Origin of the sequence: Brevibacterium zhoupengii (genome assembly GCF_021117425.1) — a bacterium.
Lineage (GTDB): Bacteria > Actinomycetota > Actinomycetes > Actinomycetales > Brevibacteriaceae > Brevibacterium > Brevibacterium zhoupengii.
Window position 1 is genome coordinate 3,234,118 of record NZ_CP088298.1, and the last position, 25,301, is coordinate 3,259,418.

Below are 25,301 nucleotides of genomic sequence, written 5' to 3' on the forward strand. Positions count from 1 at the left end.
GTCGCATTGCTGACACCCGGCCGCACCGCTCACAAGTGTGGTCGGAGAATCTCCAACAGTTCCGGCAGCGCCGCAGCGACCCCGGAGTGCAGGTTGTAATCGGTGAGTTCGTCGATGGGCACCCAGGCGAGTTCGATGCTCTCCGGATCACTGATGACCGGTTCGAAATGACGTCTCACCCGGGCGATGACCGTCGTGTACGACCAGTCACCGAGGTCGAGGACATGGGTGTCGAGCACGTCGATGTCCTCGCCCGCGAGGTCGGGCACTCCGGCCTCTTCCCAGGACTCGCGCACGGCCGCCTCGATGGCGGATTCGCCGAGGTCACGAGCTCCGCCGGGGAAGCCCCAGGTTCCGCCTTCGACCGACCATAGGGCGCGGTGCTGCATGAGGATTCCCTGCTCGGGATCAAGCAGCATCAGTCCCGCAGCCCCGTTGAGGCCCCAGTGCTTCTGTCCGTCCGAGCCGACAGTCCAGCCGTCGCCTGACCGCCGAGGCGGCAGGTAGTCGGGCAGGTCCTTCGAGTTCGGACCGTAGGCGGTCTCATCGCGTGAGGCACCGCTTCTGTCGTGGGTGTAGGCGTTCTGGTCGCCGGCGTTCGGGTCAGACGAGGACATGATCGACATCCAATGATGAGACTGCAGCAAATGACAGGTCGCTGGGTCCGATACCGCGGCGGACGAGTTCGGCTCCGAGGGCTGCGACCATGGCCCCGTTGTCCGTGCACAGGTTCAGCGGCGGCACCCGCAGCATCACCCCCGCCTCGGCGCATCTGGCTCCGAGGACTTCGCGCAGGTGGGAGTTCGCGGCGACTCCCCCACCGAGGACCACGTGATTGATTCCAGTGTCAGCGGCGGCCAGCAGAGTCTTGGTCACGAGGACGTCGACGACGGCATCTTCGAATCCCGCGGCGATGTCGGCCACCCGCAGGTCCGTTCCCAGCGTCTCGGCCTTCGTGACCTCGCGCAGTGCGGCAGTCTTGAGTCCGGAGAAGGAGAAGTTGAAGCGACGTTCGGGATCGCGCAGATCCTGCTTCTTCGCCAATCCGCGGGGGAACTTCACGGCCTTGCGATCTCCTGGGATGCCGGTGCCGTCGAGTTGCCCGAGGGCGGCCTTGGAGATGTTCGGCCCGCCAGGGTAATTCAGTCCCAGCAACCGTGCGGTCTTGTCGAAGGCTTCGCCGGCGGCGTCGTCGATCGTGGCGCCGATGAGTTCGATGTCATCGACGACATCGCCGATGCGCAGAATCTCGGTGTGTCCGCCGGAGACTAGCAGCGCGATGGTCGGTGTGGTGAGACCGTCGACGTCCTCGGCGATGAGGTCCACCGCCACATGTGCGGCCAGGTGATTGACCCCGTAGAGAGGAAGGTTGAGTGCTGCAGCCAGCCCCTTGGCGGCACCGACTCCGACCATGAGGGCACCGCTGAGGCCCGGACCTGCGGTCACGGAGATCGCATCGAGGTCACTCAGCTCGATGCCTGCCTGATCGCAGGCCGACGCGATGGCCGGTCCGATGGCCTGCACGTGTGCGCGGGAGGCGACCTCGGGGACCACACCGCCGAAGCGAACGTGTTCATCCATCGAGGATGAGACCGTGTTGGTCAGCAGCGTCCGCCCTCGCACGATCCCGACTCCGGTTTCGTCACAGGAGGATTCGATGCCCAGCACCAGCGGTTCGCTCATCTTTCGTTCGCCCCGCCGTTCCCGGATTCGCCGGCGCCGGGTGCACCATCCTCGGATGCGCTGCCGTCCTCAGATTCGCTGTCCTCGAGCTCGAGATCAGCGTAGAGGGCGAGCAGCTCTTCCTCACCAACCTCGACGACATCGAGGCCCAGAGCCCGAGCGAACAGCCGCAGGTGAGTATCCCACATCGGTCCGAAGTCGGCGGCCTTGAGGCGCGCGCTTTCAACGTCGGGAGCTGACTGGGTGAAGATCAGCAGGGTCGCATCCCCGTCGGTGAGTTCAAGGGCGAGCAGCTGGATCCCCAGCACGCCGAAGTCTTCGAGCTCGACGAGGACGTGGTCCTCGACCTCGCAGCTGAGGATCTCCCCGTGCAGCTGGGTCTCACCCAGGTCGAAGGTGATCGCGGGATTGGCATCCGCACTCGCACCGTCCGCCTCGTTGCCACTGTCGTCGTTGTCGCTGTCGTCCTCGTCGCTGCCGTCGCCGTCCGCGCCATCACTGGCGTCGTCCGAGCCGACTGCATCGTCGTCGACGGTGAAGGACGCGAACCAGGTCCTGGCGGTCTCAGCGTCGACGAGCTTGGACCAGACGGTCGCGACGTCGAGAGCCAGCGGCAGCTCGATGACCAGATCGGTGCCGTTCTCCCATTTCACAAGGCGTGGGCTGGTAGTCGTCATGCTTCCACCCATGCCTCGTTGAGGGCCGTGATCTCATCATCGGCCAGCTGCAGTTCGGTTCCTGCGAGCAGTTCCGTCAACTGCTCCGGCACCCGCGCCGAGGCGATGGTTGAGGGAATGAAATCGTGTGTCAGCTGCCAGGCAAGGGTGGTGGCGGTCATGCTGGCGTTATGTGCCGAGGCCACGTCGTGGAGGATTTCAAGAGCGCGCAGCGCCTCTTGATTCTCAAGGAAGTCAGCGACGCGTTCGCCGCGCACGCTTCCGGTGGAGTCTCCCCCGGTGTGCTTGCCGGTGAGGAATCCCGAAGCCAGGGAGTGGAAGGGCAGTTCGGCGATGCCGTTTGCCCGCAGATACGCCTGCTTCTGAGGGTCCACCGCGCTGCGGGACACGAGGTTGTACCGGTCCTGGACGACGCGATAGCAGGCCAGCGAATACTTCGCGCTGATCTTCATGGCCGACTGCAGCCGGTCCAGTGTGAAGTTCGAGGCGCCGAGGTAGCTGACCTTACCGGTGCGCACCAAGGCATCGAAGGTCTCCGCCACTGCCACCTGGTCGACGTTCTCGTCGTCTGTGTGGGCGTAGTAGACGTCGACATGGTCCGTGCCGAGACGACGCAGGGAGGCGTCAATGCATTTGCGGATATTGGCAGGGTCGAGGCCCTTGTGCTTCGGATGCATGCCGACCTTGGTGGCGATGACCATGTCGTCGCGGTTGCCGCGCGAGGCCATCCATTCGCCGATGATGGTCTCCGATTCGCCACCGGAGTTGCCCTCGACCCATACGGAGTAGGCATCCGCGGTGTCGATGAAGTTTCCGCCCGCCTCGGCGTAGGCGTCGAGGACTGCGAAGCTCTGATCACGGTCGGCCCCCCAACCGAAGGGATTGCCTCCCAGGTGCAGGGGGTGGACCATCAGATTCGTGTCAGCCAGTTGCACTCTTTCCATGGCTCCAGCCTACCCTTTGGCGGTCGCTGCACAGGCTCAGGCTCCAGGTAAGGGCAGGCTCGGCTAAGATGAAAACAAGCACTGTAGTTGCACCGGCTATCGAGACACCTGCGGATCATCGATCTCTCAATGAGGAAACATCATGACTGAACCATTCTCAGCTCGGCTCAAGGCCAGCACAGCCACAATCCACGACGAAGTCGAGCACACCTCTTTCATGGTCGACCTCATGGAGGGCCGCCTCGATGTGAGCGCCTATTCGCTCCTGCTCCGGCAGTACGCGCTCATCTATGCGGCACTGGAGTCAAAAACTCAGGAGTTCGCCGATGATCCGATCGTCGCTCCGTTCTACGATTCGGCGCTCTTCCGAACCCGACGCATCCACTCCGACCTGGAGAAACTGGGAACCACCACCGCAGGCCAGCGCCCCGATGCCACTTCGCCCAACCTCGGCGACTCCGGTTCCGTGGTGACGGCCAGTGCCGAGGACTATGCCGAGCACCTCAACCGGCTTACGCGATCCGAGCAGCTCATCGCTCATCACTACACGCGCTACCTCGGCGACCTCTCCGGCGGTCAGGCGATCGGCGCCCTCATGGGTCGTCACTATTCGGTGCCTGCGGAGGCGCTGACCATGTGGGACTTCGCCGAGGTGGGCAAGACGAAGCCGTACAAAGATGCCTACCGCGGTCGTCTCGATGAGATCGCAGCCACCGGTGGCGATGAACAGATGGTCATCGACGAGACGATGACCGCGTTCGTCCTCAACGGCAGGCTCCTGGCCGAGCTCAGTTCCGCAGTCGAAGCGCCCGTGGTCGAAGTCCCCGCGGCCACAACCGTCAACAGTTAGCGGGTACAAGGTCTGTTGAGGGAGTACGCTGTAGCGATCACCCTCATTCGATGACGAACAGCTCGAGAGACAGACATGGATTCGCACCAGCTATTGGCATGGGCCCTCGTGGCAGTGATCGGGGCAGCCACACCCGGCATCGATCTGATGATCGTGCTCCGATCGACCATCCTGCAGGGAAGACGCGCGGGCTTTGCCGCGGTCATCGGCGTCGAACTGGGTCACGCGGTCTGGGCCGTTGCCAGCCTCCTCGGCCTCACAGCCCTGCTTGCCGCCTCCACCCTCGCCTACGACGTGGTCCGGATTGCAGGAGCCTGCTATCTGGTCTGGCTCGGCTGCACCGCGATCTGGAAGTCACTGCCTCGCAATCGGTCGACGGCAGCCGAACCCGAGGCACTTCCTACCCAGAGCGCCGGCAGCGCGGTCCGCAACGGGATGACCAGCAACCTCCTCAACCCGAAGGTCGGGGTCTTCTACATCAGCATCCTGCCCCAGTTCCTGCCGACGGTTCCATCGGCCGCCGGGTGGGGCGTGCTGCTCGTGGCCATTGCGCTGACGATCGGCACCATATGGCATGCTGCGGTCGTTCTCCTGGCCACCCGAGCTCGTGGCATCCTCACTCGCGAGCGGGTCAAGATCTGGCTTGATCGCACGAGTGCTGCGGTGATGATCGCCCTCGGCGTGCGCCTGGCGACCGAAGCCCGGGCCTAGCCTGAGGCCGAGGACCCGGAGAAGTAGGAACAGGCCGAATTGCGGTGCTCACATCGTGGTGGCCACGAATAAGCATGGGACGGCAGGCGGGTTCCGTCATAGACAAACGGACGCCAACGTAGTTACATGTAGCGCATGAATAGTCGTGAGTGGTTCGACACGTCGGCTGAGGGATTGGTCACCCTGCTCCCTGCTACGCGTGGTCACCTGGAGGACCCTGGGCTCGGAGAGTGGAACGTGAGGTCCTTGCTCGGGCACACCTGCCGCGCGTTTACGACTGTGGAGAACTATCTGATCGCCGGAGCGACATCGCTGTCGCAACCTCGTCCACTTATTGGATCGCCTGCAGCCTACTACCGTGCAGCGGCAAGCCTGCTGGCAGATCCTCAGCGGGTGGCACAGCGGGGAAGGGACGCCGGGCAGGCACTTGGGAAGGACCCTGCAACAGCTGCTGAGTCAACTATTCGACGGACGCGCAGATTGGTTGAAGAAACACCGGGCGATGCCATAGTCATCACTCCAGTCGGTGCAATGCGACTCGATGACTACCTGCCCACCCGTGCCTTCGAAATCACTGTGCACGGCCTCGACCTCGCTGCGGCGACACGGCAGCAGAACCCCGAGTACCTGCAACGAGGCATACCGAACGCCATCATGCTCTGCTCTCAGATGGCCACTCCAGAACAAGCCCTCACCCTGCTCAGGGCAATCACCGGTCGAGATGAGCTGCCCACAGACTTCACCATATTCTGAAGCGGGAGAATTCACGAGCACGTCGGCAGTGCCGATGACACCCTGCGCCGGTGAACGATGCCCGCCATAGTTGCGCCGAGGAAACCGCTCAGCTACCTCGGTGGACTCAAGCGCATGAGGATCGCGTCGGCACCCGGATAATAGTCGGGGCGTCTGCCCCATTCGGCGAATCCGAACGAGCGGTAGAGACCCAGTGCGGGTTCGTTGTGCTCATCGACCTCAAGATGGACAGCCTCAGCACCTCTCACCGCTGCCCAGTCGACCCCGGCCTGGAGCAGCCGGCGGGCGATGCCCTGGCCACGTCCCACCTCGGTGGTGGCGATGGTCATCACATCGGCGTCACCGCCGGCGGTAGACATGACGATCCACCCGGCCAGCGCCGAGGTGGGGGTCCGGGCCGCGAACATCACCGTTCCAGCTTGGGCCCTGACCGCCCAGTAGTAACTGAGCGTCCAGGCGGTGGGGCCGAAGATCGCGGCGTCATTGTCCGCGACCTCCGCGAGGTCCCACCAGTGCAGTTCGTCGATGTCTGCCTGTTCGTCCACCGCGTTCGCGCTCATTTCGCTGTGCTCATGTCTCTGCGGTCATTTCAAAGTGCTCTCGCGCACCGGCGTCGATTTGGCATCGGGCTCGCGCAGGTATTCGGGAACCGGCTCGACGAGCTCACGACCTGCTGCGATCTCTCTGGCTGCTGCGAAGGCAAGGTATTCGGCACGTGGGTCGACGATGGTCGGGACACTGGATTGCCCGAGGACCTCGGGATAGAGAAGGAAACCGCGACCGAGGCGAGCACTGATCGTCGTCTGGCCGGCTACGCTCAGGACATCATCGACCTCGGCAGGCTTGGCGACGAAGGGTCCGGCCTGCAGCGAGGCTTCCGAGCTGTCGTAGACGCTGAAATAGACTTCCTTGCGTCGTGCGTCCGCGGCGATGAGCACCGGTCCGGTGCCTCGAGCGTCGCTTCGACGCAGTTCTTCGGCGAGCGCGGCCTGCGAGAGGAGTCCCTTGACCGGGATTCCGCGGGCCTGACCGACGGCGATTCCCGCAGCGATGCCCACCCGCAGTCCGGTGAATGGGCCGGGACCGATTCCGGTGACGACGAGTTCGGGCTGTGCCGGATGCGCGAGCACGCTGGCCAGTGCCGGACCGATGAACTCGACGTGTCTGCGCTGGTCATCGGCTTGTTCTGCCGCCAGTACGGTTCCCGAATCGGTGTCGACCAGGGCCACCGATGCGGCCTGGGAGGTATCGATGCTGAGTATGATCACTGCTTGTCCTCCTGATCGGCGGATCCGTCTGATCCGTCGAGTTCGCTCATCTCCACCGCACCGCCCAGGGCACGGAGCGAGTCACCGACCTGTCGTAGCCGTGCATCCCACGTGCTGCCGTGGCCGTGGAGTTCGACAAGGCGCCGTTCGTCCTCATCAGCCTCGTCGTCCTCGTCAGAGTCGTCTTCGCCGGTGTACACCGTATCTGCCACGTCAGCCGCGAGGTCGAACATCGGCGTGATCGTCACGCCGAGGTAGTCGGAGCTCAGCTGTTCGGCGAGGCCAGCACCCCATTCGACGACGGTGATCGACTCCTCGAGCTCCGAGTCCAGATCAAGATCCCCCAGCTCCTCGGCGTCGGAGAGCCGGTAGGCATCAACGTGGACGAGAGCGGGGCCGTCCCCGCTCGAGGGATGTTCGCGGGCGATGACGAAGGTGGGTGAGGTGATGCGCCCGGTGACCCCCAGGGCCCGCCCCAGCGACTGGGTGAACGTCGTCTTCCCCGCGCCGAGGTTGCCGCTGAGGATGAGGAGATCACCTGCCCGCAGGTGCCCGGCGAGCGCTTCGGCGAAGGCCTTCATCTGGTCCAGTGATGTCACCTGAAGCTTCATCACAGACCCACACCTGCGTCAGGCTGCGGTTCGATTTCCACGCGGTCGACGCGTTCGCTGATACGGGTGACGATCTCGTAGTTGATCGTGTCGGCCCACTCGCCCCATTCGGCGGCACTGGGACCATCGGGGCCGAAGATGACGACCTCATCGCCGATGGCGACTTCACCGGCACCGACTTCGATGATCATCTGATCCATCGCGATGCGCCCGACGACGGGATACCGAGTGCCGCGGATGGAGACCTCGGCCCTGTTCGATGCCGACCGCGCGATCCCATCGCCGTAGCCGCCGGGCACCAGGGCGAAGCGGGTATCGGCCGCGGCCGTGAACGTGAGCCCATACGATGCGCCGTGACCGGTGGGGATGTCCTTGAGGTTGATGACCTGGGAGACCAGTCGCATCGCCGGCACCAGACCCAGATCCTGCGAGGTCTGATCGCCCAGCGGAGAGAGTCCGTAGAGGGACAGACCCACCCGCGCCGAGGTGCCCGGGAACGGTGAGAGCGTCAGCGCGGCCGGTGAGTTCGCAATGTGGACCTCGAGCCGCTCCGATTCGCCGAGGCGGCCCTGGGCTCCGTCGAGCACCGCCGTAAGTTCCCGGTGGGCCGAGTCGAAGATCTGCGTCTGCTGCGCGGTCTCGACGCGTTCGGGTTCGTCGGCGACGGCGTAGTGGCTCATGATGCCCACGATTTCAAGACCCGGGGCGGTCGCACTCGCGTCGGCTCCGTCCGACTCGTGCCGGGCGCCCAGGCCCTTCAACGTCTCCAGCGCCCGCTTCCAGTCTGCGGGAGCCAGGCCGTTGCGGCCCAGCCCCGTGTCGACCTTGAGGTGAAGATGGGCAGTGGTGTTCGTGCGGCGAGCGGCGTCGCGCAGTCTCTCGAGGCTGTCCACGGTGGACACACCGAGTTCGATTCCGGCAGCGACGGCCGCATCGAGGTCGGTAGTGGGCCCATACAGCCAGGCCGTGATGGTGACGTCTTCGCCGAGCAGTTCGCGCAGGTGCAGCGCCTCGGCGATCGTGGCCACGCAGAAGTCGCGCCATCCGGCGGCGAAGAGCGCCGGGGCGACGATGTCGATGCCGTGTCCGTAGGCGTTGGCCTTGACGACGCATTTGAGGCGGGCAGGTGCGAGCCGCTTCGCGAGGGCCGCGGCGTTGGCCCGCAGTGCGGCCACATCGATCTCGGCCCTGACCAGTGCCCCTGAGGAATCGGTTGATGTCACTGGATAAGAATACCGTGGACCGTCACCGTTCATTCCGTCTGGGACCCGCTGACTCGTTCAAGGAGCTGCTCACTCGATCAGGCAGCCGGCGAGGATGAGCTCCCCTGCCACCTCGGCGACGGCATCGACCAAGGCCCCTGCATTGACCGCCCGTCGCCCCGCAGCATTGTGCACCAGCACACCGAGTCCGACGATGTGGGCCAGTTCGCGTTCCGCAAGCGGTGCCTCATGTTGGCTCTTGGCGTGGAAGGTCGCAACCAGGGCGCCGAGGATCCCGGCCAGCACGTCCCCAGACCCGGCGGTGGCCAGGCTGGCCGGACCGGTCTCGGGGAGCACGAAGAACCCGTCGGGGGCGGCGATGACGGTCTGGTGGCCCTTGAGTAAGACGATGCAGCCGCTGGACTGCGCTGCGCGCTGAGCCCAGCCGATGGGGTCGGCGGTGATTCGGCTCGAGGTGATGATCTCGCCGAGGAGGCGGCTGAGCAGTCGTGCCAGTTCACCCGCGTGCGGGGTGAGGACGACGGGCCGTTCGGCCAGCCATGTGCCTTTGACCGATTCTGCGCGGCCGACCATGTCGAGGGCCCCGGCGTCGAGGACGACGGGAACGTTCGTGTTCGCCAACTCGTCGACGCAGTCGTGGATGTATTCGTCTTCCGGGTTGCCTGGGCCCATGACCACGGCGTTCATCCTGCCTGAGGCGGTGACGACCTCGGCGTGGAGGCCGATGACGTATTCGGCGACCATCTGGGACCCCAGGGACCGGACCATGCCGACACCGCAGTTGACCGCCGAGGTGGTCGTCAGCACTCCCGCTCCCGGGTACTCCTCGGACCCGGCGAGGATGCCGACGACTCCGCGGGTGTATTTGTGGCCCTCGGGCTGTGGGCGGGGGAAGTCCGCATTGAGGTCATCGGTGTCGACGACTGCGGCGGTGGCCTGGTTCTCGTCGAGGTCGAGTCCGATGTCGACGAGGTGGACCGTGCCGGTGAATGCGGTGACACGGGGGTCGATCAGATCGGTTTTGAGGCCGCCGAAGGTCACGGTGTGATCGGCGTGGATCCTGTCCGCGGCACCGGATTCGACCGGTGACAGGTCGGAGGGAACGTCGACGGCGATGACCGTGTGAGTGGTGCGCGTGCCGGTGCTTGCGGCCTGGCGCGTGCCGGTGCTGCGACCCGCGCTTGCGGTTCGGCTGGTGCCGGTGGAGTGTCGCCAGTCGCGGATGAGGGAGGCGATGTGTTCGGGCAGTCCGGGACGGCCCCCGATGCCGAGGATGCCGTCGAGGACGAGATCTGATCGGGAGAGTTCCCGCAGCGCATCGGCACGGAGTTCAGAGGCGCGAAGTTCACTGGCGTGCACTCCATCGGCCACCTCGGCGGGCGGATCTGCAGTCTCGTCCGGCTTCGGGAGGTCGATGACGCTGGCGCCGGCTCGGCGGGCCGCGGCCAGGCCCTCCTCGTGGGTGTGGTCGAAGAGTGTGACCACGGTGATGTGAGCCCCGCGCCTGGCCAGCGCTGCGGCGGCGAAGAGCGCGTCCCCGGCGTTGTTGCCCGGACCGACGAGCACGCACACTCTGGAGCCGAAGAGCTGGCCCCGCGACTCTCGCAGCACATCGGCGCAGAAGTGGGCCAGGGCGCGAGAAGCGCGGGCCATGAGGTCGACGCCTGCCTCGAGGAGAGGGCGTTCGGCCTCACGGATGACCGTGGTGGGGTAGGCGAAGACTGACATCAGCGCCTCCTCATTCCTGGGCCAGGCGGGCGAGTTTCCGACCGGCCAGATGCGCCAGGAACAGTGCCTGATCGGCCAGGCCCTCGTCGCTGTGACGAGCCCGGGGCGAATGGTTGGCTTCACGCTCCTCGACGGGCAGGTTCGGCAGTGCCACACCGAAGTGACCGTATGCGCCGGGGACCTGTTCGAGCACGCGGGAGAAGTCCTCGGACCCGGGGATCGGGTTCGGGCGGACCACAGCGCGGTCGGTGCCGAAGAGGTCGGCGAAGGTCTCGAGGAAGAAGTCAGCTTCTTCATCATTGTTGATCGTCGGCGGCAGAACTCGCTCGTAGTCGACCTCAGCTTCGAGTCCGTGGGCGGCGACCAGTTCGGTGACCAGCTGTGGGAGCTCCGCCTCGGCGCGAGTGGTGACCTCGTCGGAGAAGGTGCGGACGCTGACGACGAGCTGCGCGAAGTCGGGGATGACATTCGGGGCGGTGCCGCCGTTGAACTGGCCGACGGTGATGACCAGGGGGTCGAAGATGTCGAAGCGTCGGGTCACATACTCCTGCAGCTGGCCCACCAGCATCGCACCGACCTGGATGGGGTCGCGGCCCGTCGCGGGGCGGGAGGCATGGGTGCCTTTGCCGCGGACGGTGATGGTCATCTTCGAAAACGCGGCCATGTAGGATCCGCGGCGGCAGTAGGCGACGCCAAGGTCCTGGTCTGCGGAGACGTGGATGCCGAAGGCGGCCTTCACCCTGGGCCCCGCGGCGTCGAGGACGCCCGCCTCGATCATCTTCCCAGCCCCGTCGTAGCCCTCTTCCCCGGGCTGGAACATGAAGACGACGTCACCGGGCAGGGATTCGCGGTCACGGTGGAGGAGTTTGAGGGCACCGACCAGTCCGGCCGTGTGCAGGTCGTGTCCGCAGGCGTGCATCCGCCCGGTCGTGGCCGCGAAGTCGAAGCCTGTCGCCTCGGGCACGGGCAGGCCGTCCATGTCTCCGCGCAGCAGCACCGCGGGGACGACGCCGGTCGAATCTTCGGCGCGCTGGCCGCCGCGGAGGACGACGACGAGCGAGGAGAGTCCGTTGCCCTTCGTCACCTCGATGTCGAGGCCTTCGATGGCGTCGAGGACGAGCTTCTGGGTAATCGGCAGGTCAAGCCCCACCTCGGCGTTCTCATGCAGTGCCCGACGCAGAGTCACAAGGCCGTCTGCGATGTCTGCGGCATCCTCGGTGGTGGGGAGGTGGATGTCGAGGGCAGTCGACTCAACTGAGGAGGCGTCGGTGTGGGAAGTGTCGGTGTCGGAAGGAGAGCTCATGGTCTGAGTCTATTGCCGACCGCGCCGAGGTGGTGCCCAAGTCCGGAAGCCATCGACTTACCCGAAGTGCTCCGCGCCCCATTCCACGCCGGGACTCAGCGATGGGCCTTCGCCTTCGACGATGACGAAGGTCATGGTGAGGTTCGCATCATGGGTGATGGAGAGGTGGATGTTCGTGGCGCCGATGCGGTGGAAGTGTTCGAGCACGAGACCCCGCAGGCGGAATGAGGGGGCACCGGACCTGGCAGGGACCACCTCGGCGGATTGCCAGGGCAGCCATCCGGGGAAGCCGATGGCCTTCTTCAGGGCCTCCTTGGCGGAGAACCTCGCAGCCAAGGAGGCATCCGTCCGACGTTTGCCGTTGCGCTTGAGCTGTTCGGCAGGGGTGAGCAGACGGTCGAGGAGTTCGGGGACCCGCTCGATGTGCTCGGCGAAGCGCGGCACATCGGCGATGTCGGTTCCGATTCCCAGAATCGCCATATCTCTCCCCTTTCAGACTGACTGTGCCGGGCACGCATCCGCCCGGGACGCGTGCTCGGCTCGTCGTGGTCTGCTTACTCCACGGTCACGGACTTGGCGAGGTTACGCGGCTGATCCACGTCGAGGCCCTTGGCCGTGGCCAGTTCCATCGCGAAGATCTGCAGCGGAACCGTCGTCAGCAGCGGCGCCATGAGCGTTGTCGTCTGGGGAACGTAGATGACCTCTGAGGCGAACTCGCGGACCTCCTCATCCCCCTCCTCAGCGATGACCACGGTGTTGGCACCGCGGGCCCGGACTTCCTGGATGTTCGAGATGACCTTGGCATGCAGCGAATCACGGCCGCGCTTGGACGGCACGACGATGATGACCAGCTGGCCGTCGTCGATGAGCGCGATCGGCCCGTGCTTGAGCTCACCGGCGGCAAAGCCCTCGGCGTGGATGTAGGCGAGTTCCTTGAGCTTGAGTGCACCCTCCATGGCCACGGGGAAGCCCACGTGGCGGCCCAGGAACAGTACGGAGTCGACGTCCTGGTTACGACGGGCAAGGTCGAGCACCTGCTGCTTGCCGTTGTCGAGGATGCTCTGGACCTTCTCGGGAATGGTCTGCAGCTCTTCGAGGATGGTGGTGATCTCGTCGCGGAACTTGTTGCCGCGCAGCTGCGCCAGGTAGAGGCCCAGCAGGTAGCAGGCCACGACCTGTGAGAGGAAGGCCTTCGTCGAGGCGACCGCGATCTCCGGACCCGCGTGCGTGTACAGGGCGGCGTCGGATTCGCGCGGAATGGTCGAGCCGAAGGTGTTGCAGATGGCGATGACCTTCGCACCCTGCTGACGTGCGTGGCGCACGGCCATGGTCGTGTCCATGGTCTCTCCCGACTGGGAGATCGCGACGACGAGGGTCTTCTCGTTGACCACGGGATCGCGGTAGCGGAACTCGTGGGCGAGTTCGACCTCGACGGGCACGCGGCACCAGTGTTCGATCGCGTATTTGGCGACTTGGCCGGCGTAGGCGGCGGTGCCGCAGGCGATGACGACGATCTTGTCGATGGTCTTGAGCACGGTCTCGTCGATGTGCATCTCATCGAGGGTGAGCTTGCCGTCGATGTCGAGGCGACCCAGCAGGGTATCCGCGATGGCCTGCGGCTGGTCGTGGATCTCCTTGTCCATGAAGGAGGGGAATCCGCCCTTTTCAGCAGCGGCGGCATCCCAGTCGACCTGGTACTCAACTCCGTCGACCTCGTGGCCGTCGTTGTCCGTGATGACCACGGAATCCGGGGTGATGGTCACGACCTGGTCCTGGCCGATCTCGACGGCGGTGCGAGTGTAGTCGATGAAGGCGGCGACGTCGGAGCCGAGGAAGTTCTCGCCTTCGCCCAGGCCGATGACCAGGGGTGAGTTGCGGCGGGCGGCGACGACCTGTCCGGGAGCGTCGGCGTGGACGGCCAGGAGGGTGAAGGCGCCTTCGAGCTGGGTGGCGGTCACGCGCATGGCCTGCGTCAGGTCACCGGTTGACTGGAAGTTCTTGGCCAGCTGAGCCGCAGCCACCTCGGTGTCGGTCTCGGACTGGAACTCAACGCCCTCGGCGGTGAGGTCGCGCTTGAGCTGAGCGAAGTTCTCGATGATGCCGTTGTGGATCAGGGCAAGCTTTCCGCCGTCGGCGACATGCGGGTGGGCGTTGAGATCCGTCGGTCCACCGTGGGTGGCCCAGCGGGTGTGGCCGATTCCGGTCTGTGCCTTCGGCAGCGGGTTGGCTGCGAGCTCATCGGTCAGTGCCGAGAGCTTGCCTGCCTTCTTCGCGGTCTCCAGATCACCGGCAGGAGTGACAAGGGCGACTCCGGCAGAGTCATAGCCCCGATATTCGAGCCGCTTCAGCCCGCTGAGCACCACATCGAGCGCCGAGTGATCAGCATTGTCAACGTCTGCCTTGGATACATAACCAACGATTCCACACATGAGTGGAATTTTACGCAGTCGAGTCAAGAAACGCGGAATCGACCCGCTCGAGTGCCACCTCGGCGAGCCCAATGTCACCTCGACGTTCGGCGGGGACATGACGCATGACACAATTGTGCCCATGTCTCATGTCGACCCACTTCTTGACCGCGCGCGACGCCTGGCCGGCCTCAATACTGGACGCAAGCCCGAGGTCGAACCGACGTCCCCGTTCTGGGAGTTCGATCGGGACGTCTGGGGCACCCTGGCCCAAGCCACTCCCCTGCCCCTGAAGCAGCGCGACATCGAACGTCTGCGCGGCCTGGGCGATCGGATCAACCTCGACGAGGTGGCTCAGGTCTATCTGCCCCTGTCGCGACTGCTCAACCTCTACGTCTCCGCCCGCCGCGCCAAACACGACATGACGCGCGAGTTCTTCTCCCCGCTGCACGAGATCGGTCTCGAGCCGCAGGAGGCCAAGCGGACCCCCTTCGTCATCGGTGTGGCCGGGTCCGTCGCCGTCGGCAAGTCCACGACTGCTCGTGTTCTGCGCGAACTGCTGGCCAGGTGGCCCGACACGCCTCGCGTCGAGCTCATCACCACCGACGGCTTCCTCTATCCCAACGCCGAGCTCGAGCGCAGGCGACTGGGTGGGCGCAAGGGCTTCCCGGAATCCTATGACCGGCGCAAACTGCTGCGGTTCATCTCCGCTGTGAAGTCCGGGTCCCCCGAGGTTCGCGCGCCCGTGTATTCCCATCACACCTACGACATCGTCCCCGGCGCCGAGGTGGTTGTCCGCTCCCCCGATGTCCTCATCGTCGAAGGCCTCAACGTCCTCCAGCCCGCCCGACCCCGCAGCGACGGCACCCTGGGGCTGTCGATCAGCGACTACTTCGACTTCTCCGTCTACGTCGACGCCCGTTCACGCGACATCCGCCAGTGGTACATCTCCCGCTTCCTCAAGCTCAAGCACGGTGCCTTCCAAGACACGGACTCCTACTTCCACCGCTATTCGAAGCTCGATGATGAAGAGGCGGTCACCCTGGCCACGGAGATCTGGGATTCGATCAACTTCCCCAATCTGCGTGAGAACGTTCAGCCCAGCCGGGGTCGTGCCGACCTCGTGCTGCACAAGTCAGATGACCACACGATCCGCAAGGTCCAGCTGCGCAAGCTCTGAGCTCCGAGCTCTGAGAGCGGAGCACTGAGCACTGATCGTGCGCGTTGCAGCACCCACGCGCATGTGAGGTCGCTCACGTGCGCACGCATCTGTGCCGCTGAGGAAATAGATTTCGACTTGCGATAGTTGCACTCAGTGCATGGTTTGACGGCTGCGCAGATTCTGCGCTCTGACTTCGAACCGAAGGACTACTGTGTCCACGTGCGTCTCCTCGACCCAGACGCACGGGACGCCATAAGGAAATGAGGCCGAGATGAGTCTGCAGTCAGCACACAGGGTGATGTGGAGCTCCGTGTCGAGCAAGAAGACCCCGAAGACCTCGATCAAACCCGGCACCTACCGCCGTATCGCCTCGTTTGCGACCCGCCACAAGGCAAAGCTCATCGTCTTCCTCACACTGTCCGTCGGCACCGCCGTCATCGGCGTCCTCAACCCGGTGCTGGCCGGCGATGTCGTCAACGCGATCACCGGCGGCGGCCCAGTCGCGACCGTCGTCTGGCTGGCCGTGGCGATCGGAGGCCTGGCGATCGCGGACGCTGCGATCTCGATCTTCAACAGGTACCTGTCCTCGCAGATCGGAGAGGGTCTCATCTTCGATCTGCGCACCGCTGTCTATGACCATGTGCAGAGGATGCCGATCGCCTTCTTCAACCGCACCCGAACGGGCGCACTGGTCTCGCGCCTGAACACCGACGTCATCGGTGCCCAACGTGCGTTCTCCAACACCCTGTCGGGCATCGTGTCGAACTTCGTCTCCCTCGTGCTGACCGTGGGCGTGATGGTCACGATCTCCTGGCAGGTCACACTGCTGTCCATCCTGCTGCTGCCGCTATTCATCATCCCCACCCGACTGCTCAGCGGGAAGCTGGCCTCCCTGCAGTTCCAAGCGGCGGAGAACAGTGCTGATATGTCGACGCGGATGACGGAGAGGTTCTCCGCCGGGGGCGCGACTCTGGTCAAGCTCTTCGGCAATCCGAAGATCGAGTCCGAAGAGTTCTCCGACCGTGCCGGTCAGGTCAGGGACATCGGCATCAAGGTCGCCATGCTGCAGTCGACGTTCGTGTCCTCGCTGACCCTTGTCTCGGCCCTGGCACTGGCTCTCGTCTACGGCATCGGCGGTGCTCAAGCCGTCCTCGGCCATCTCAACGCCGGTCAGGTCGTCACACTCGCATTGTTGCTGACCAGGCTCTACACTCCTCTGACCATGCTCGCCAATGCACGCCTGGACATCATGAGCGCCGTCGTCAGCTTCCAGCGTGTCTTCGAGATCCTCGACCTGGTGCCCCTGATCAAGGAACCCGAATCCCCGAAGGCACTGCCGAAGGGCGGCCTGGACGTGACGTTCTCCGATGTCGACTTCGCCTACCCCAGCGCGGATCAGGTCAGCCTCGCCAGCCTCGAGGACGTCTCCGTGCTCGATGCCCGGGGCGGGGATGAGGTTCTGCACTCACTCGACTTCACGATCCCGGCCGGTCACACCGTCGCCTTGGTCGGCTCTTCGGGTGCCGGAAAATCCACGATCGCCTCACTCCTGCCCCGCCTCTACGACGTGACCTCCGGGTCGATCACCATCGGCGGTGTGGATGTGCGTGAGCTGTCCTACGAATCGCTGCGCAAGTCGGTTGGGGTGGTGACTCAGGATGGTCATGTCTTCCACGAGTCGATTCGTTCGAACCTGGCCCTGGTCAAGCCGGAGGCCACCGAGGCTGAACTGCATCAGGCCATCGACCGGGCTCAGCTGCACAATGTCATCGCGACCCTGCCCGATGGTTTGGACACGGTCATCGGTGAGCGCGGCTACCGACTCTCCGGTGGTGAGCGTCAGCGGCTGACGATCGCGCGCATGCTTCTCGCGTCCCCGGAAGTCGTCGTCCTCGATGAGGCGACTTCGGCCCTGGACTCGACGAACGAGGCAGCCGTGCAGCAGGCGCTGGCGCAGGCCATGCACGGTCGCACCGCGCTGGTCATCGCCCACCGGCTGTCCACGATCCGCCAGGCCGATACGATCCTCGTCGTCGAAGCCGGTCGCATCGTCGAGTCCGGTTCGCATGAGGAACTGTTGGCCCGCAGCGGCCGCTATGCCCAGCTCTACGAAACACAGTTCGCCACGAGCTGAGGCTCGCAACCGCTGTAATGTCCAGCCCGACAGCGCAGCTACGAACGCAGCCCAGACACGACAGAGGCCGCAGCGCTGAAAGCGTCTGCGGCCTCTGTCGCCTGGCGGCTGCTCACCCTAGAGTGGTGCTCCCCCTCGAGGGATGCTCACCCGAGCTTGATGCTTACAGCCCCAGGTGTTCCTTCACGTTGGCGGCCAGACGCTCGGCCTGAGCCTGGGCGATGTCTTCGGTCTCGGCTTCGACCATGACGCGGATCAGCGGCTCGGTGCCTGAGGCCCGCAGCAGCACACGGCCAGAACCTTCGAGTTCGGCCTCGACGGCGTCGACTTCGGCCGACACCTTCGGGTGATCGACTCCGTGCTTGTCCACGCCCTTGACGTTGACGAGCGCCTGCGGCAGCTGCGGAATCTCCGCGGCGAGGTCGGCCAGGGTGCGCTTCGAATCGGCCATGCGCTTCATCAGGTGCAGCGCCGTCTGCACACCGTCACCGGTCGTGCCGTGGTCGAGCATGAGCACGTGCCCGGACTGCTCGCCGCCGAGGACGTAGCCGTCGGCCAGCATGCGCTCGAGGACGTAGCGGTCACCGACTGCGGTCTGGACGGTCTCAATCGAGTACTTGTCCATCGCGTGCTTGAGGCCGATGTTCGACATCACGGTGGTGACGAGGGTGCTGCCCTTGAGCTCACCGAGTTCCTTGAGTCCGATCGCGAGGATGCCCATGAGCTGGTCACCGTTGATGACTCGACCCAGGGAGTCCACGGCCAGGCAGCGGTCGGCGTCACCGTCGAAGGCCACACCCAGATCGGACTGGGTTTCCACGACGAGGCGCTGGAGCGGTTCGAGGTGTGTGGAGCCGACACCGTCGTTGATGTTGAAGCCATCGGGTTCTGCTGCGGAGACGATGACCTCGGCGCCGGCCTGGCGCAGGGCGGCGGGGCCGACGATGGACGCGGCACCATGGGCGCAGTCGACGACGACCTTGAGTCCGGACAGGGGGCGTGTGCCCTCGGCATCGAGGGAGCGCACGAGCTTCTCCGTGTACTCATCGGCCGCGGCGGGATAACGGGAGATGCGACCCACCTCGGCGCCGGTGGGACGTTCCCAGTCCTGATCGAGGATTGCGAGGATCTCGTCCTCAACGGAATCGTCGAGTTTCGTTCCGCCCGCGGCGAAGAACTTGATGCCGTTGTCGGGCATGGGGTTGTGCGAGGCGGAGATGACGACGCCGAAGGCGGCGCCCGTGTCGGCGACGACGCTGGCGATGCCGGGAGTGGGCAGCATTCCCGCGTCGAGGACATCAACGCCGGCGGAGGCGATGCCTGCGGAGATCGCTGCGGAGAGGAACTCACCGGAGACACGCGTGTCACGGCCGACGACGGCGAAGGGGCGTTTGCCTTCTGGCCACCCGCGGGTGAGCACCCGCGACCCTGCTACGGAGAGTTGGAGTGCCAGTCGGGCGGAGATATCGCGATTGGCGAGGCCTCGTACACCGTCAGTGCCGAAGAGTCGTGTCATGGAAAGTCCTTTCCTCAATTTCCCGTCGATATTAGTCCATTGCACCGCCGAGGCGTTGGTGCCGGACCGTTCGACGGTCGAAATCGGTGAGAGATGATGCTGCCTGGGTCAGGGCGAGGGAGTGCCTGAAAGTGGGGTGAATGCACGAAATGCGGCCCCGAATCCGGTTCGGGGCCGCATTGCGGTGTTCATCGAGCTGAACTGTTGAGGACTGCGCTTCAGCGGCAGACCAGGCGCAGTCCTGACAGCAGAATCAGCGCTTCGAGAACTGAGGTGCCTTACGGGCCTTCTTGAGACCGGCCTTCTTGCGCTCGGGGACGCGTGCGTCGCGGCGCAGGTAGCCTGCCTTCTTCAGCTCAGCACGGTTCGACTCTTCGTCGATCTGGTTGAGCGAACGGGCGATTCCCAGACGAACGGCTCCGGCCTGACCGGAAGGTCCGCCACCGGAGATGCGCACGACGACGTCGAAACGTCCTTCGAGGTCCAGGAGACGGAAGGGCTCGTTGACGAGCTGCTGGTGCAGCTTGTTCGGGAAGTACTCTTCGAGAGTGCGACCGTTGATGGTCCATTCACCGGATCCGGGGATCAGGCGGACGCGAGCAATTGCCTGCTTGCGACGGCCGACTCCGTTGCCGGGAGCGGTCAGGGACTGTCCACGTCCGCCAGCGGTCTGTTCGCCCAGGCCTGCGGATTCGGGGGTCTCCGACGTGTATTCGGTTGCGGTTGGTTCTTCGACAGATTCTGTCGCAGTGGTTTCTTCAGCCACGGTTCTCCTCGGTATGTCTAGAGCTCAAGCGCGCTTACTGCGCGACCTGGCTGAGTTCGTACGGCTGCGGATTCTGAGCGGAGTGTGGGTGCTCGGCACCCTGGTACACCTTCAGCTTCTGCATCTGGGCACGTCCGAGACGAGTCTTCGGAACCATACCGCCGACAGCCTTTTCGACTGCGCGCTCGGGATTGGTGGCGAGAAGCTCGGCGTAGTTGACGCTCTTCAGACCGCCCGGGTAACCCGAGTGGTGGTAAGCGCGCTTCTGATCGAGCTTCGCACCGGTCAATGCGACCTTGTCTGCATTGATGATGATGACGAAGTCACCGGTATCGATATGAGGAGCAAAGGTGGTCTTGTGCTTGCCGCGCAACAGGCGTGCAACCTGGGCAGCAAGACGACCGAGCACCTGGTCAGTGGCGTCAATGACGTGCCACTGGCGCTCAATATCGCCGGGCTTGGGTGTGAACGTACGCAAAAGTAGCCTTCTTTTCGTATCTCTTGGTGTAGTGCTGATGACTCATCGGGTCGTGAGTCTGATGAGTCAAGGCACTCGTTGTCTTGAATCGGGTCTGCCCATCGAAATCGTCCCCTCACCTACGGGCCTGCAACGCATGAGGCTATGTAAGGGAGCACGACGGACACACACAACGACAATCAAATATACATGCATTCTCACCCGCGGAGCAAACGCTCAGGCCAGTGCCAGAGCGGGTGGAAAGCTGAGCCGATACTATTGAGCTGTGCCGCCTTCATCCCTCCTGCCCACGCGCCTTCCCGCATTCAGACTCCTGGTGCTGGGAATAGTTCTCGGGCTCGTGGTCCTCATCCTCGGACCGGCACAGTCACAGGCCGCTGCCACCAGCGAGTCCCGCTCTGCCGAGTCGGCCTCATCAGCTGCGGCGAGCACCACCGCGGCATCGACGACCTCGGCACCGGCCGGCACGGGGTCGGCGGGAGAGGATTCGGATGCCTCCCGGCCGCCCGACGGCAAGACCATCGTCTACGGCATACCCGGTCTGACCATCAATGATATCGATCCTAAGCGCACCCCGAACCTCTATGAGCTGTTCTCCAACGGCTCTGCCGCCAACCTCAATGTGCGCACCATCGGGTCGGCTACCTGCCCCGGTTCCGGCTGGCTGTCCATGGGTGCCGGCGCTCGCGCTCAGGCGGGACCACCCACCGACCCAGAGCTCGAAGACAACAGGGCCACCTGCCCTGCGCTGACTGCACCGTCGACCAGCGACGAGACTGTTGAGAAGGCACTCGACGACGCCGAGGAGGCGGCTCAGTCGGGCGCAGACGCGACTTCGTCGAGTGATGAAGATCTCGCCGGGCAGGCTGCAAGGGGCACCACCACCGCGACGATCGATGACTTCGAGGCCATCAAGGAACCGAACGTCGACTCCGGCTACTCGGTGGACTACGGAATGCTCGCCCGCCTCGTCCGCGAACAGGGAAAGACTGCCCCACAGGGGACAGACGCCTCGGGAGCCGCGTCGCAGCTTGAACCCTGCGTCGCCGCCGAAGGCCCGGGCGCGGCCTACGCAGTAGCCGATGAGAACGGCATTGTGGCCAACTACACAGACGATGCCGCCGCCACCAACTGCCGACTCGACCTCGTCGACTTAGGCTCGATCGGCTCCTCGGCCTGGCTCTACGACCCGATCCCCAACTACTCCTATACCGTTCCGGCCTCTTTCGACCGCGAGGAACGCGTCGCCGAGGCCGACGAACGTTTAGGCGACAAGCTGGAGGAAGCCCGCGATTCTGCGGAGCCGGGCAGCGCCGAACCCACGATCATCGTGGCCGGCCTCGGGGACAGCTCGGGTCTGCCGCAGCTGCGCGCATTCATCGCCTCCGGTCCCGGCTACGAGCCGGGAGGACTGTCCTCGCCAAGTACTCGCACCCCCGGCCTCCTGCAGATCACTGACATCGCCCCGGGCATCCTCGACCAGTTCGGCATCGCCTCCGCCAACGGCATCTCCTTCGACGTCACACCCACCGAGGACGAGCCGCAGGAACGCATCGACGACCTCGTGTCCGAGGCTCAGAAGGCGACGTCGATCTACCAGCACCTGTCGACGTTCTCCCTGCTCCTCGACATCATCTTCTACGTCCTGTTCATCCTGTGCGGTGTCCTCCTGGCCCGGAATCTCCTCGGTCGCCGAGGTGGTGCGACGATCGCCCCCACCGTGCACCGGTTCCTCGCCTGGGGCTCGTTGGCTGCCGCGACCCTGCCGATGAGTGCATTCCTGGCCGGACTGTTCCCGTGGGCCAGACTGCCCCACCCCGGTTTCGGACTCAGCATTTCGATCGCGGTGTCGGCGGCGCTGCTCTTCTGTGTCTCTGTGCTCCCGCCGTGGGGTCGGACCTGGCGCGGTCGCGTGGCCGCCCTGTCGTTGCTGAGCTTCCTCATCCTCTCCGCAGACCTCATCACCGGGTCGCACCTGCAGGGGAACTCGCTGCTGGGCTACAACCCGATCGTCGGCGGCCGGTACTACGGCCTGGGCAATCAGGGTGCGGCGATCTTCATCGTCAGCCTCTTCATCTTCCTCGGCATTGCGATCTCCTGGCTGCGGGCTCGAGGGCACCGCAGACTCGTCTTCCTCCTCCCACTGGCCCTCGGACTGTTCGCGGTCTTCGTGTCCGGCAACCCATCGTGGGGAGCGAAGTTCGGCGGCACGATCGCCACCTTGGCCGGTCTCCTCGTCCTGTTGGCACTTGTCAGCCGAATTCGTCTGTCCCTCTTCCGACTCGTGCTCATCGGTCTCGCATCCCTGGCTGTGCTGCTGGGCATCGCATTCCTCGATTGGCTGCGCGAACCGGGGGCACGGTCGCACTTCGGAAACTTCTTCGACCAGATCGTCACCGGTGAGGCCCTGCAGGTCATCGGTCGCAAGCTCGGCGCGAACCTTCACATCATCGCGATCAATCCTGCCTTGGCGATCGTCACTCCCCTGGCGATCATCGCCGTCCTGTTCTTCCTGCGCTATCTGCTCCATTTCCCCAGCATCACCTCAGCTACCCGCACCGGTCGTCTGGCGAACAAGTGGCGGGGCCGACTGCCGCAGGTGTTCGAGGACCAGGACCTCCACTTCGGGTTCCTCGCCGCGGTCACCGGCATGGCTGTGGGGCTGGTCATCACCGACTCCGGCATCGCCGTGCCCTCGACCGGTGCCATGGTGCTGCTGCCCTACCTGCTGGCGCTGAGCGCCGAGCATGCACAGGAGAAGGTCGCCGACGCCAAGGCCTCTCGGGGCAACGGCACCGGCAGCGCACGGACCATCCTCATGTCTGCCGAGGGTCCGTCTGCGGCTGAGGATTCGTCTGCGGCTGAGGATTCGTCTGAACCAGGGACGGATCGAGCATGAGAACAACCTCGTTGTCCGTGCGCATTCTCCTCGGACTCTTCGTCATCGCCCTGCTCGTCCTCGGGATGCCGCAGGTTTCCCAGGCCGCGCCGACTCGGGGCACGGATGGAAACAGTGCATCGGAAGCGGAAGCCGCCTCGGCGGGCAAGGGCCCGATCTTCATCGGCGTCTCGGGTTTCAGATTCGAGGACCTCGATCCGCGCACGACACCGAATCTGTGGAGGATGATGCAGACCGCACAGATCGGCACCATCACTCCCCGCAGCGTGCGAGCCAGCAGCTGCCCCGTCGACGGCTGGCTCGGCGTGGGTGCAGGACGACGGGCCGCCGACGAACCCCGCGAAGAGTGCCGCCAGCCGGCCGCACCGCTCGACGGCTGGGTCGCTGACTGGGACGTCTATGCGCAGGTCGCCAGAAGCGACAACTACGACGCCAACCTCGGCGCTCTGGCGGAGTCGGTACCCGACATCGCTGCCTTCGGGCCCGGTGCGGCGATCGCGGCAGCCGACCACAGGGGCCAGATCGACCACTGGTCACCGATCGGCGATGACTTGGCCGGGAATGTGCATCGGGCTTCACAGAACGGTGAGCTCGCTCTCGTCGACCTCGGCGACACCACCTCGGACGGATATTCCCTCAAGACCCTCGACGCGCACGTCGGAAAGATTCTGGCAGCCGCCGGCTGGGTCGACCCAGACGACCCAGAACATCTGACTGTGGGCACCTCGCCGATCATCTTCTCTTCGATCGCCGACGGTTCAGGCAAGAGCTCGTCGATGCAGTCGACGATGATGCTGCGCCCCGGCGGGACTGTCGGACTGCTGAGCTCGTCGTCGACTCGTCAACCCGGCCTCATCCAGGTGCCCGATCTCGCTCCGACGCTCGTCGAACTCAGCGACGGCGAACCCATGCAGAACGCCGCCGGCGCCCCGATGAACAACCAGAACGCAGACAGCAGCTGGGAGTCGCGCTTCCAGGCGGTTCTCGACCGTCAGGTTGCGGTGAAGACGCAGAACGAGCTCTCGACCTGGTTCTTCCCCGTCGTCGCCTCACTCATGGTCGGGCTGCTGGTTCTCGCGTGGTTCCTGCGCAAGAACCATCGCGAGCTCGTCCACTCCGGGGCCTACCGGCTGGGCATCGTCTTCGCCGCCATGCCGGTCTCGACGTATCTGGTCAACACGGTGCCGTGGGAGAGGGCGACCAACCCCGATATCGCGATGCTGGGAGCCTTGGCCGGGTGGTCTCTGATCCTCGGGGCCATCGCCCTGCTGGGGCCGTGGCGTGGGTTCAAGCTGGGCCCGGTGCTCTTCGTCAGCGTCGCCACGGTTCTCGTCTTAGCTTATGACGTGATGACCGGCTCGCAGCTCCAGATGTCGACGCTGCTGGGCGAACCGCTGCTCATCGCCTCCCGGTTCTACGGCATCGGCAACTCCGCCCTCGCGCTCTACTGCTGCGCCCTGCTGCTGGCCGTGGCCGGGTTCGCATCGCTGACGAGGCGACCGCTCATGCGCATCCTCATCGTCGCCGTGCCGATCCTCATCTCGAGCGTCATCTTGGCCGCTCCGGGACTGGGCACGAAGTTCGGTTCGGTGCCGACGCTGATCATCGGCGTCGCCTATCTGGTCCTCGCGGCCGCGGGCATCAGATTCTCGCTCAAACGCATGGGGCTGACGGTGGGAATCGCCGGCTTCGTCATGCTCGCTGTCCTCTTCCTGGACTGGCTGCGTCCCGCCGATCAGCGCACCCATTTCGGTCGTTTCTTCGACTCCATCATCAGCGGCGAGGCCTTGGGTGTGCTCGCTCGCAAGATCGGAATGAACATCGACATCCTCACCCAGTCGTGGATGACGCTGCTCCTTCCGCTCATCATCATCGGCGTCTTCTGGCTGGCTCTCGAACCCCAGCGCTTCTCCCTGCAGGGAATGACTGATGCCTACGATCGGATCCCCCTGCTGCGGGCGGGCATGATCAGCCTGGCCATCCTGCTGGGCGTCGGCACGATCATCAACGACTCGGGAATCGTCGTCCCCGCCGTCGGCATCCTCTTCCTCGTCCCAGTTCTGGTCCACCTTGAGACCTTCGAGACGAAGCAGACAGCAGACAGCGGCGGTCGGCCGAAACTCTCCAGTTCCGTCTGACCGCCGCCTGGCTGGCTTAGGCCTAGGGTTTCAGCCCCGGCTCAGTGTC

At 64.8% G+C, this 25,301-nt stretch carries 22 protein-coding genes; 7 read left to right on the plus strand and 15 right to left on the minus strand.

The genetic code is table 11. From position 1 onward, the window contains the following. Window positions 1-29 precede the first annotated feature (29 nt). Genes LQ788_RS14730 through LQ788_RS14745 form a run of 4 tightly spaced genes read right to left on the minus strand, consistent with a single transcriptional unit; the run spans window position 30 to window position 3,304 of the window. The gene (locus LQ788_RS14730; RefSeq protein WP_231442202.1) at window positions 30-626 is read right to left on the minus strand and encodes an NUDIX domain-containing protein; all 597 of its coding nucleotides are present in this window, start codon (window positions 624-626) and stop codon (window positions 30-32) included. Then, window positions 604-1,683 (minus strand): tRNA (adenosine(37)-N6)-threonylcarbamoyltransferase complex transferase subunit TsaD, encoded by a 1,080-nt coding sequence (gene tsaD, locus LQ788_RS14735; RefSeq protein ID WP_231442204.1) that lies wholly within the window; start codon window positions 1,681-1,683, stop codon window positions 604-606. The genes LQ788_RS14730 and tsaD overlap by 23 nt, the downstream gene beginning before the upstream one ends. Beyond that, window positions 1,680-2,360: an SRPBCC family protein gene (locus LQ788_RS14740; protein ID WP_231442206.1), complete on the minus strand. Its 681-nt coding sequence runs from the start codon at window positions 2,358-2,360 to the stop codon at window positions 1,680-1,682. The genes tsaD and LQ788_RS14740 overlap by 4 nt, the downstream gene beginning before the upstream one ends. After that, on the minus strand, window positions 2,357-3,304 hold the full coding sequence (locus LQ788_RS14745; protein ID WP_231442209.1) for an aldo/keto reductase: 948 nt from the start codon (window positions 3,302-3,304) through the stop codon (window positions 2,357-2,359). Before LQ788_RS14745 ends, LQ788_RS14740 begins: the two co-directional genes overlap by 4 nt. Before the next feature lie 142 nt (window positions 3,305-3,446). Between LQ788_RS14745 and LQ788_RS14750 the strand changes: the two genes are divergently transcribed. From LQ788_RS14750 to LQ788_RS14760, 3 genes are all read left to right on the plus strand, one after another. Continuing rightward, window positions 3,447-4,154, plus strand: a complete 708-nt coding sequence (locus tag LQ788_RS14750; protein ID WP_231442211.1) for a biliverdin-producing heme oxygenase — start codon at window positions 3,447-3,449, stop codon at window positions 4,152-4,154. A gap of 75 nt (window positions 4,155-4,229) precedes the next feature. Beyond that, complete coding sequence (locus LQ788_RS14755) at window positions 4,230-4,865, plus strand: LysE family translocator (protein ID WP_231442213.1); 636 nt, start codon at window positions 4,230-4,232, stop codon at window positions 4,863-4,865. Between the two features lie 135 nt (window positions 4,866-5,000). Next, on the plus strand, window positions 5,001-5,618 hold the full coding sequence (locus LQ788_RS14760) for a maleylpyruvate isomerase N-terminal domain-containing protein (protein ID WP_231442215.1): 618 nt from the start codon (window positions 5,001-5,003) through the stop codon (window positions 5,616-5,618). 92 nt (window positions 5,619-5,710) lie between these two features. On the opposite strand, the gene LQ788_RS14765 is transcribed toward LQ788_RS14760, so the two are convergent. The 8 genes from LQ788_RS14765 to glmS all read right to left on the minus strand — a co-directional run bounded on the left by LQ788_RS14765 (window position 5,711) and on the right by glmS (window position 14,180). Continuing rightward, window positions 5,711-6,178, minus strand: a complete 468-nt coding sequence (locus tag LQ788_RS14765; RefSeq protein ID WP_231442217.1) for a GNAT family N-acetyltransferase — start codon at window positions 6,176-6,178, stop codon at window positions 5,711-5,713. A gap of 24 nt (window positions 6,179-6,202) precedes the next feature. After that, on the minus strand, window positions 6,203-6,886 hold the full coding sequence (gene tsaB, locus LQ788_RS14770) for a tRNA (adenosine(37)-N6)-threonylcarbamoyltransferase complex dimerization subunit type 1 TsaB (RefSeq protein WP_231442218.1): 684 nt from the start codon (window positions 6,884-6,886) through the stop codon (window positions 6,203-6,205). Beyond that, window positions 6,883-7,485, minus strand: a complete 603-nt coding sequence (gene tsaE / locus LQ788_RS14775) for a tRNA (adenosine(37)-N6)-threonylcarbamoyltransferase complex ATPase subunit type 1 TsaE (RefSeq protein ID WP_394801311.1) — start codon at window positions 7,483-7,485, stop codon at window positions 6,883-6,885. Before tsaE ends, tsaB begins: the two co-directional genes overlap by 4 nt. 11 nt (window positions 7,486-7,496) lie before the next feature. Beyond that, a complete protein-coding gene (gene alr, locus LQ788_RS14780) occupies window positions 7,497-8,720 on the minus strand; it encodes an alanine racemase (protein ID WP_231442220.1) in 1,224 nt (407 codons plus the stop codon). A 69-nt stretch (window positions 8,721-8,789) separates the two neighbouring features. Next, window positions 8,790-10,448 (minus strand): NAD(P)H-hydrate dehydratase, encoded by a 1,659-nt coding sequence (locus tag LQ788_RS14785; RefSeq protein WP_231442222.1) that lies wholly within the window; start codon window positions 10,446-10,448, stop codon window positions 8,790-8,792. Window positions 10,449-10,458: 10 nt separating this feature from the next. Continuing rightward, window positions 10,459-11,751 carry a M20 metallopeptidase family protein gene (locus LQ788_RS14790; RefSeq protein ID WP_231442224.1) on the minus strand — a complete coding sequence of 431 codons (1,293 nt, stop codon included), beginning with the start codon at window positions 11,749-11,751 and terminating at the stop codon, window positions 10,459-10,461. A 57-nt stretch (window positions 11,752-11,808) separates the two neighbouring features. Continuing rightward, window positions 11,809-12,231: a holo-ACP synthase gene (locus tag LQ788_RS14795; RefSeq protein ID WP_231442226.1), complete on the minus strand. Its 423-nt coding sequence runs from the start codon at window positions 12,229-12,231 to the stop codon at window positions 11,809-11,811. Window positions 12,232-12,305: 74 nt separating this feature from the next. Next, complete coding sequence (gene glmS, locus LQ788_RS14800; protein WP_231442228.1) at window positions 12,306-14,180, minus strand: glutamine--fructose-6-phosphate transaminase (isomerizing); 1,875 nt, start codon at window positions 14,178-14,180, stop codon at window positions 12,306-12,308. On the opposite strand from glmS, the gene coaA reads away from it, so the two are divergent. Beyond that, window positions 14,179-15,339 (plus strand): type I pantothenate kinase, encoded by a 1,161-nt coding sequence (coaA, locus tag LQ788_RS14805; protein WP_394801312.1) that lies wholly within the window; start codon window positions 14,179-14,181, stop codon window positions 15,337-15,339. The two genes, glmS and coaA, sit on opposite strands and share 2 nt — an antisense overlap. Window positions 15,340-15,592: 253 nt before the next feature. Then, window positions 15,593-17,455, plus strand: coding sequence for an ABC transporter ATP-binding protein (locus tag LQ788_RS14810; protein ID WP_231442231.1), 1,863 nt, complete (start codon window positions 15,593-15,595; stop codon window positions 17,453-17,455). A gap of 163 nt (window positions 17,456-17,618) precedes the next feature. On the opposite strand, the gene glmM is transcribed toward LQ788_RS14810, so the two are convergent. The 3 genes from glmM to rplM all read right to left on the minus strand — a co-directional run bounded on the left by glmM (window position 17,619) and on the right by rplM (window position 20,215). After that, window positions 17,619-18,971 (minus strand): phosphoglucosamine mutase, encoded by a 1,353-nt coding sequence (gene glmM / locus LQ788_RS14815; protein ID WP_231442233.1) that lies wholly within the window; start codon window positions 18,969-18,971, stop codon window positions 17,619-17,621. 253 nt (window positions 18,972-19,224) lie between these two features. Next, entirely contained in the window at window positions 19,225-19,737 is a 513-nt protein-coding gene (gene rpsI / locus LQ788_RS14820) for a 30S ribosomal protein S9 (protein WP_231442235.1), read from the minus strand. Between the two features lie 34 nt (window positions 19,738-19,771). Beyond that, window positions 19,772-20,215, minus strand: coding sequence for a 50S ribosomal protein L13 (rplM, locus tag LQ788_RS14825; protein WP_231442236.1), 444 nt, complete (start codon window positions 20,213-20,215; stop codon window positions 19,772-19,774). A gap of 265 nt (window positions 20,216-20,480) precedes the next feature. Here rplM and LQ788_RS14830 point away from each other — a divergent pair, with 265 nt between their 5' ends. Together LQ788_RS14830 and LQ788_RS14835 are read left to right on the plus strand one after the other, a co-directional pair. Continuing rightward, window positions 20,481-23,114 (plus strand): hypothetical protein, encoded by a 2,634-nt coding sequence (locus LQ788_RS14830; protein ID WP_231442238.1) that lies wholly within the window; start codon window positions 20,481-20,483, stop codon window positions 23,112-23,114. Then, window positions 23,111-25,252: a hypothetical protein gene (locus LQ788_RS14835; protein ID WP_231442240.1), complete on the plus strand. Its 2,142-nt coding sequence runs from the start codon at window positions 23,111-23,113 to the stop codon at window positions 25,250-25,252. Before LQ788_RS14830 ends, LQ788_RS14835 begins: the two co-directional genes overlap by 4 nt. Window positions 25,253-25,301 lie beyond the last annotated feature (49 nt).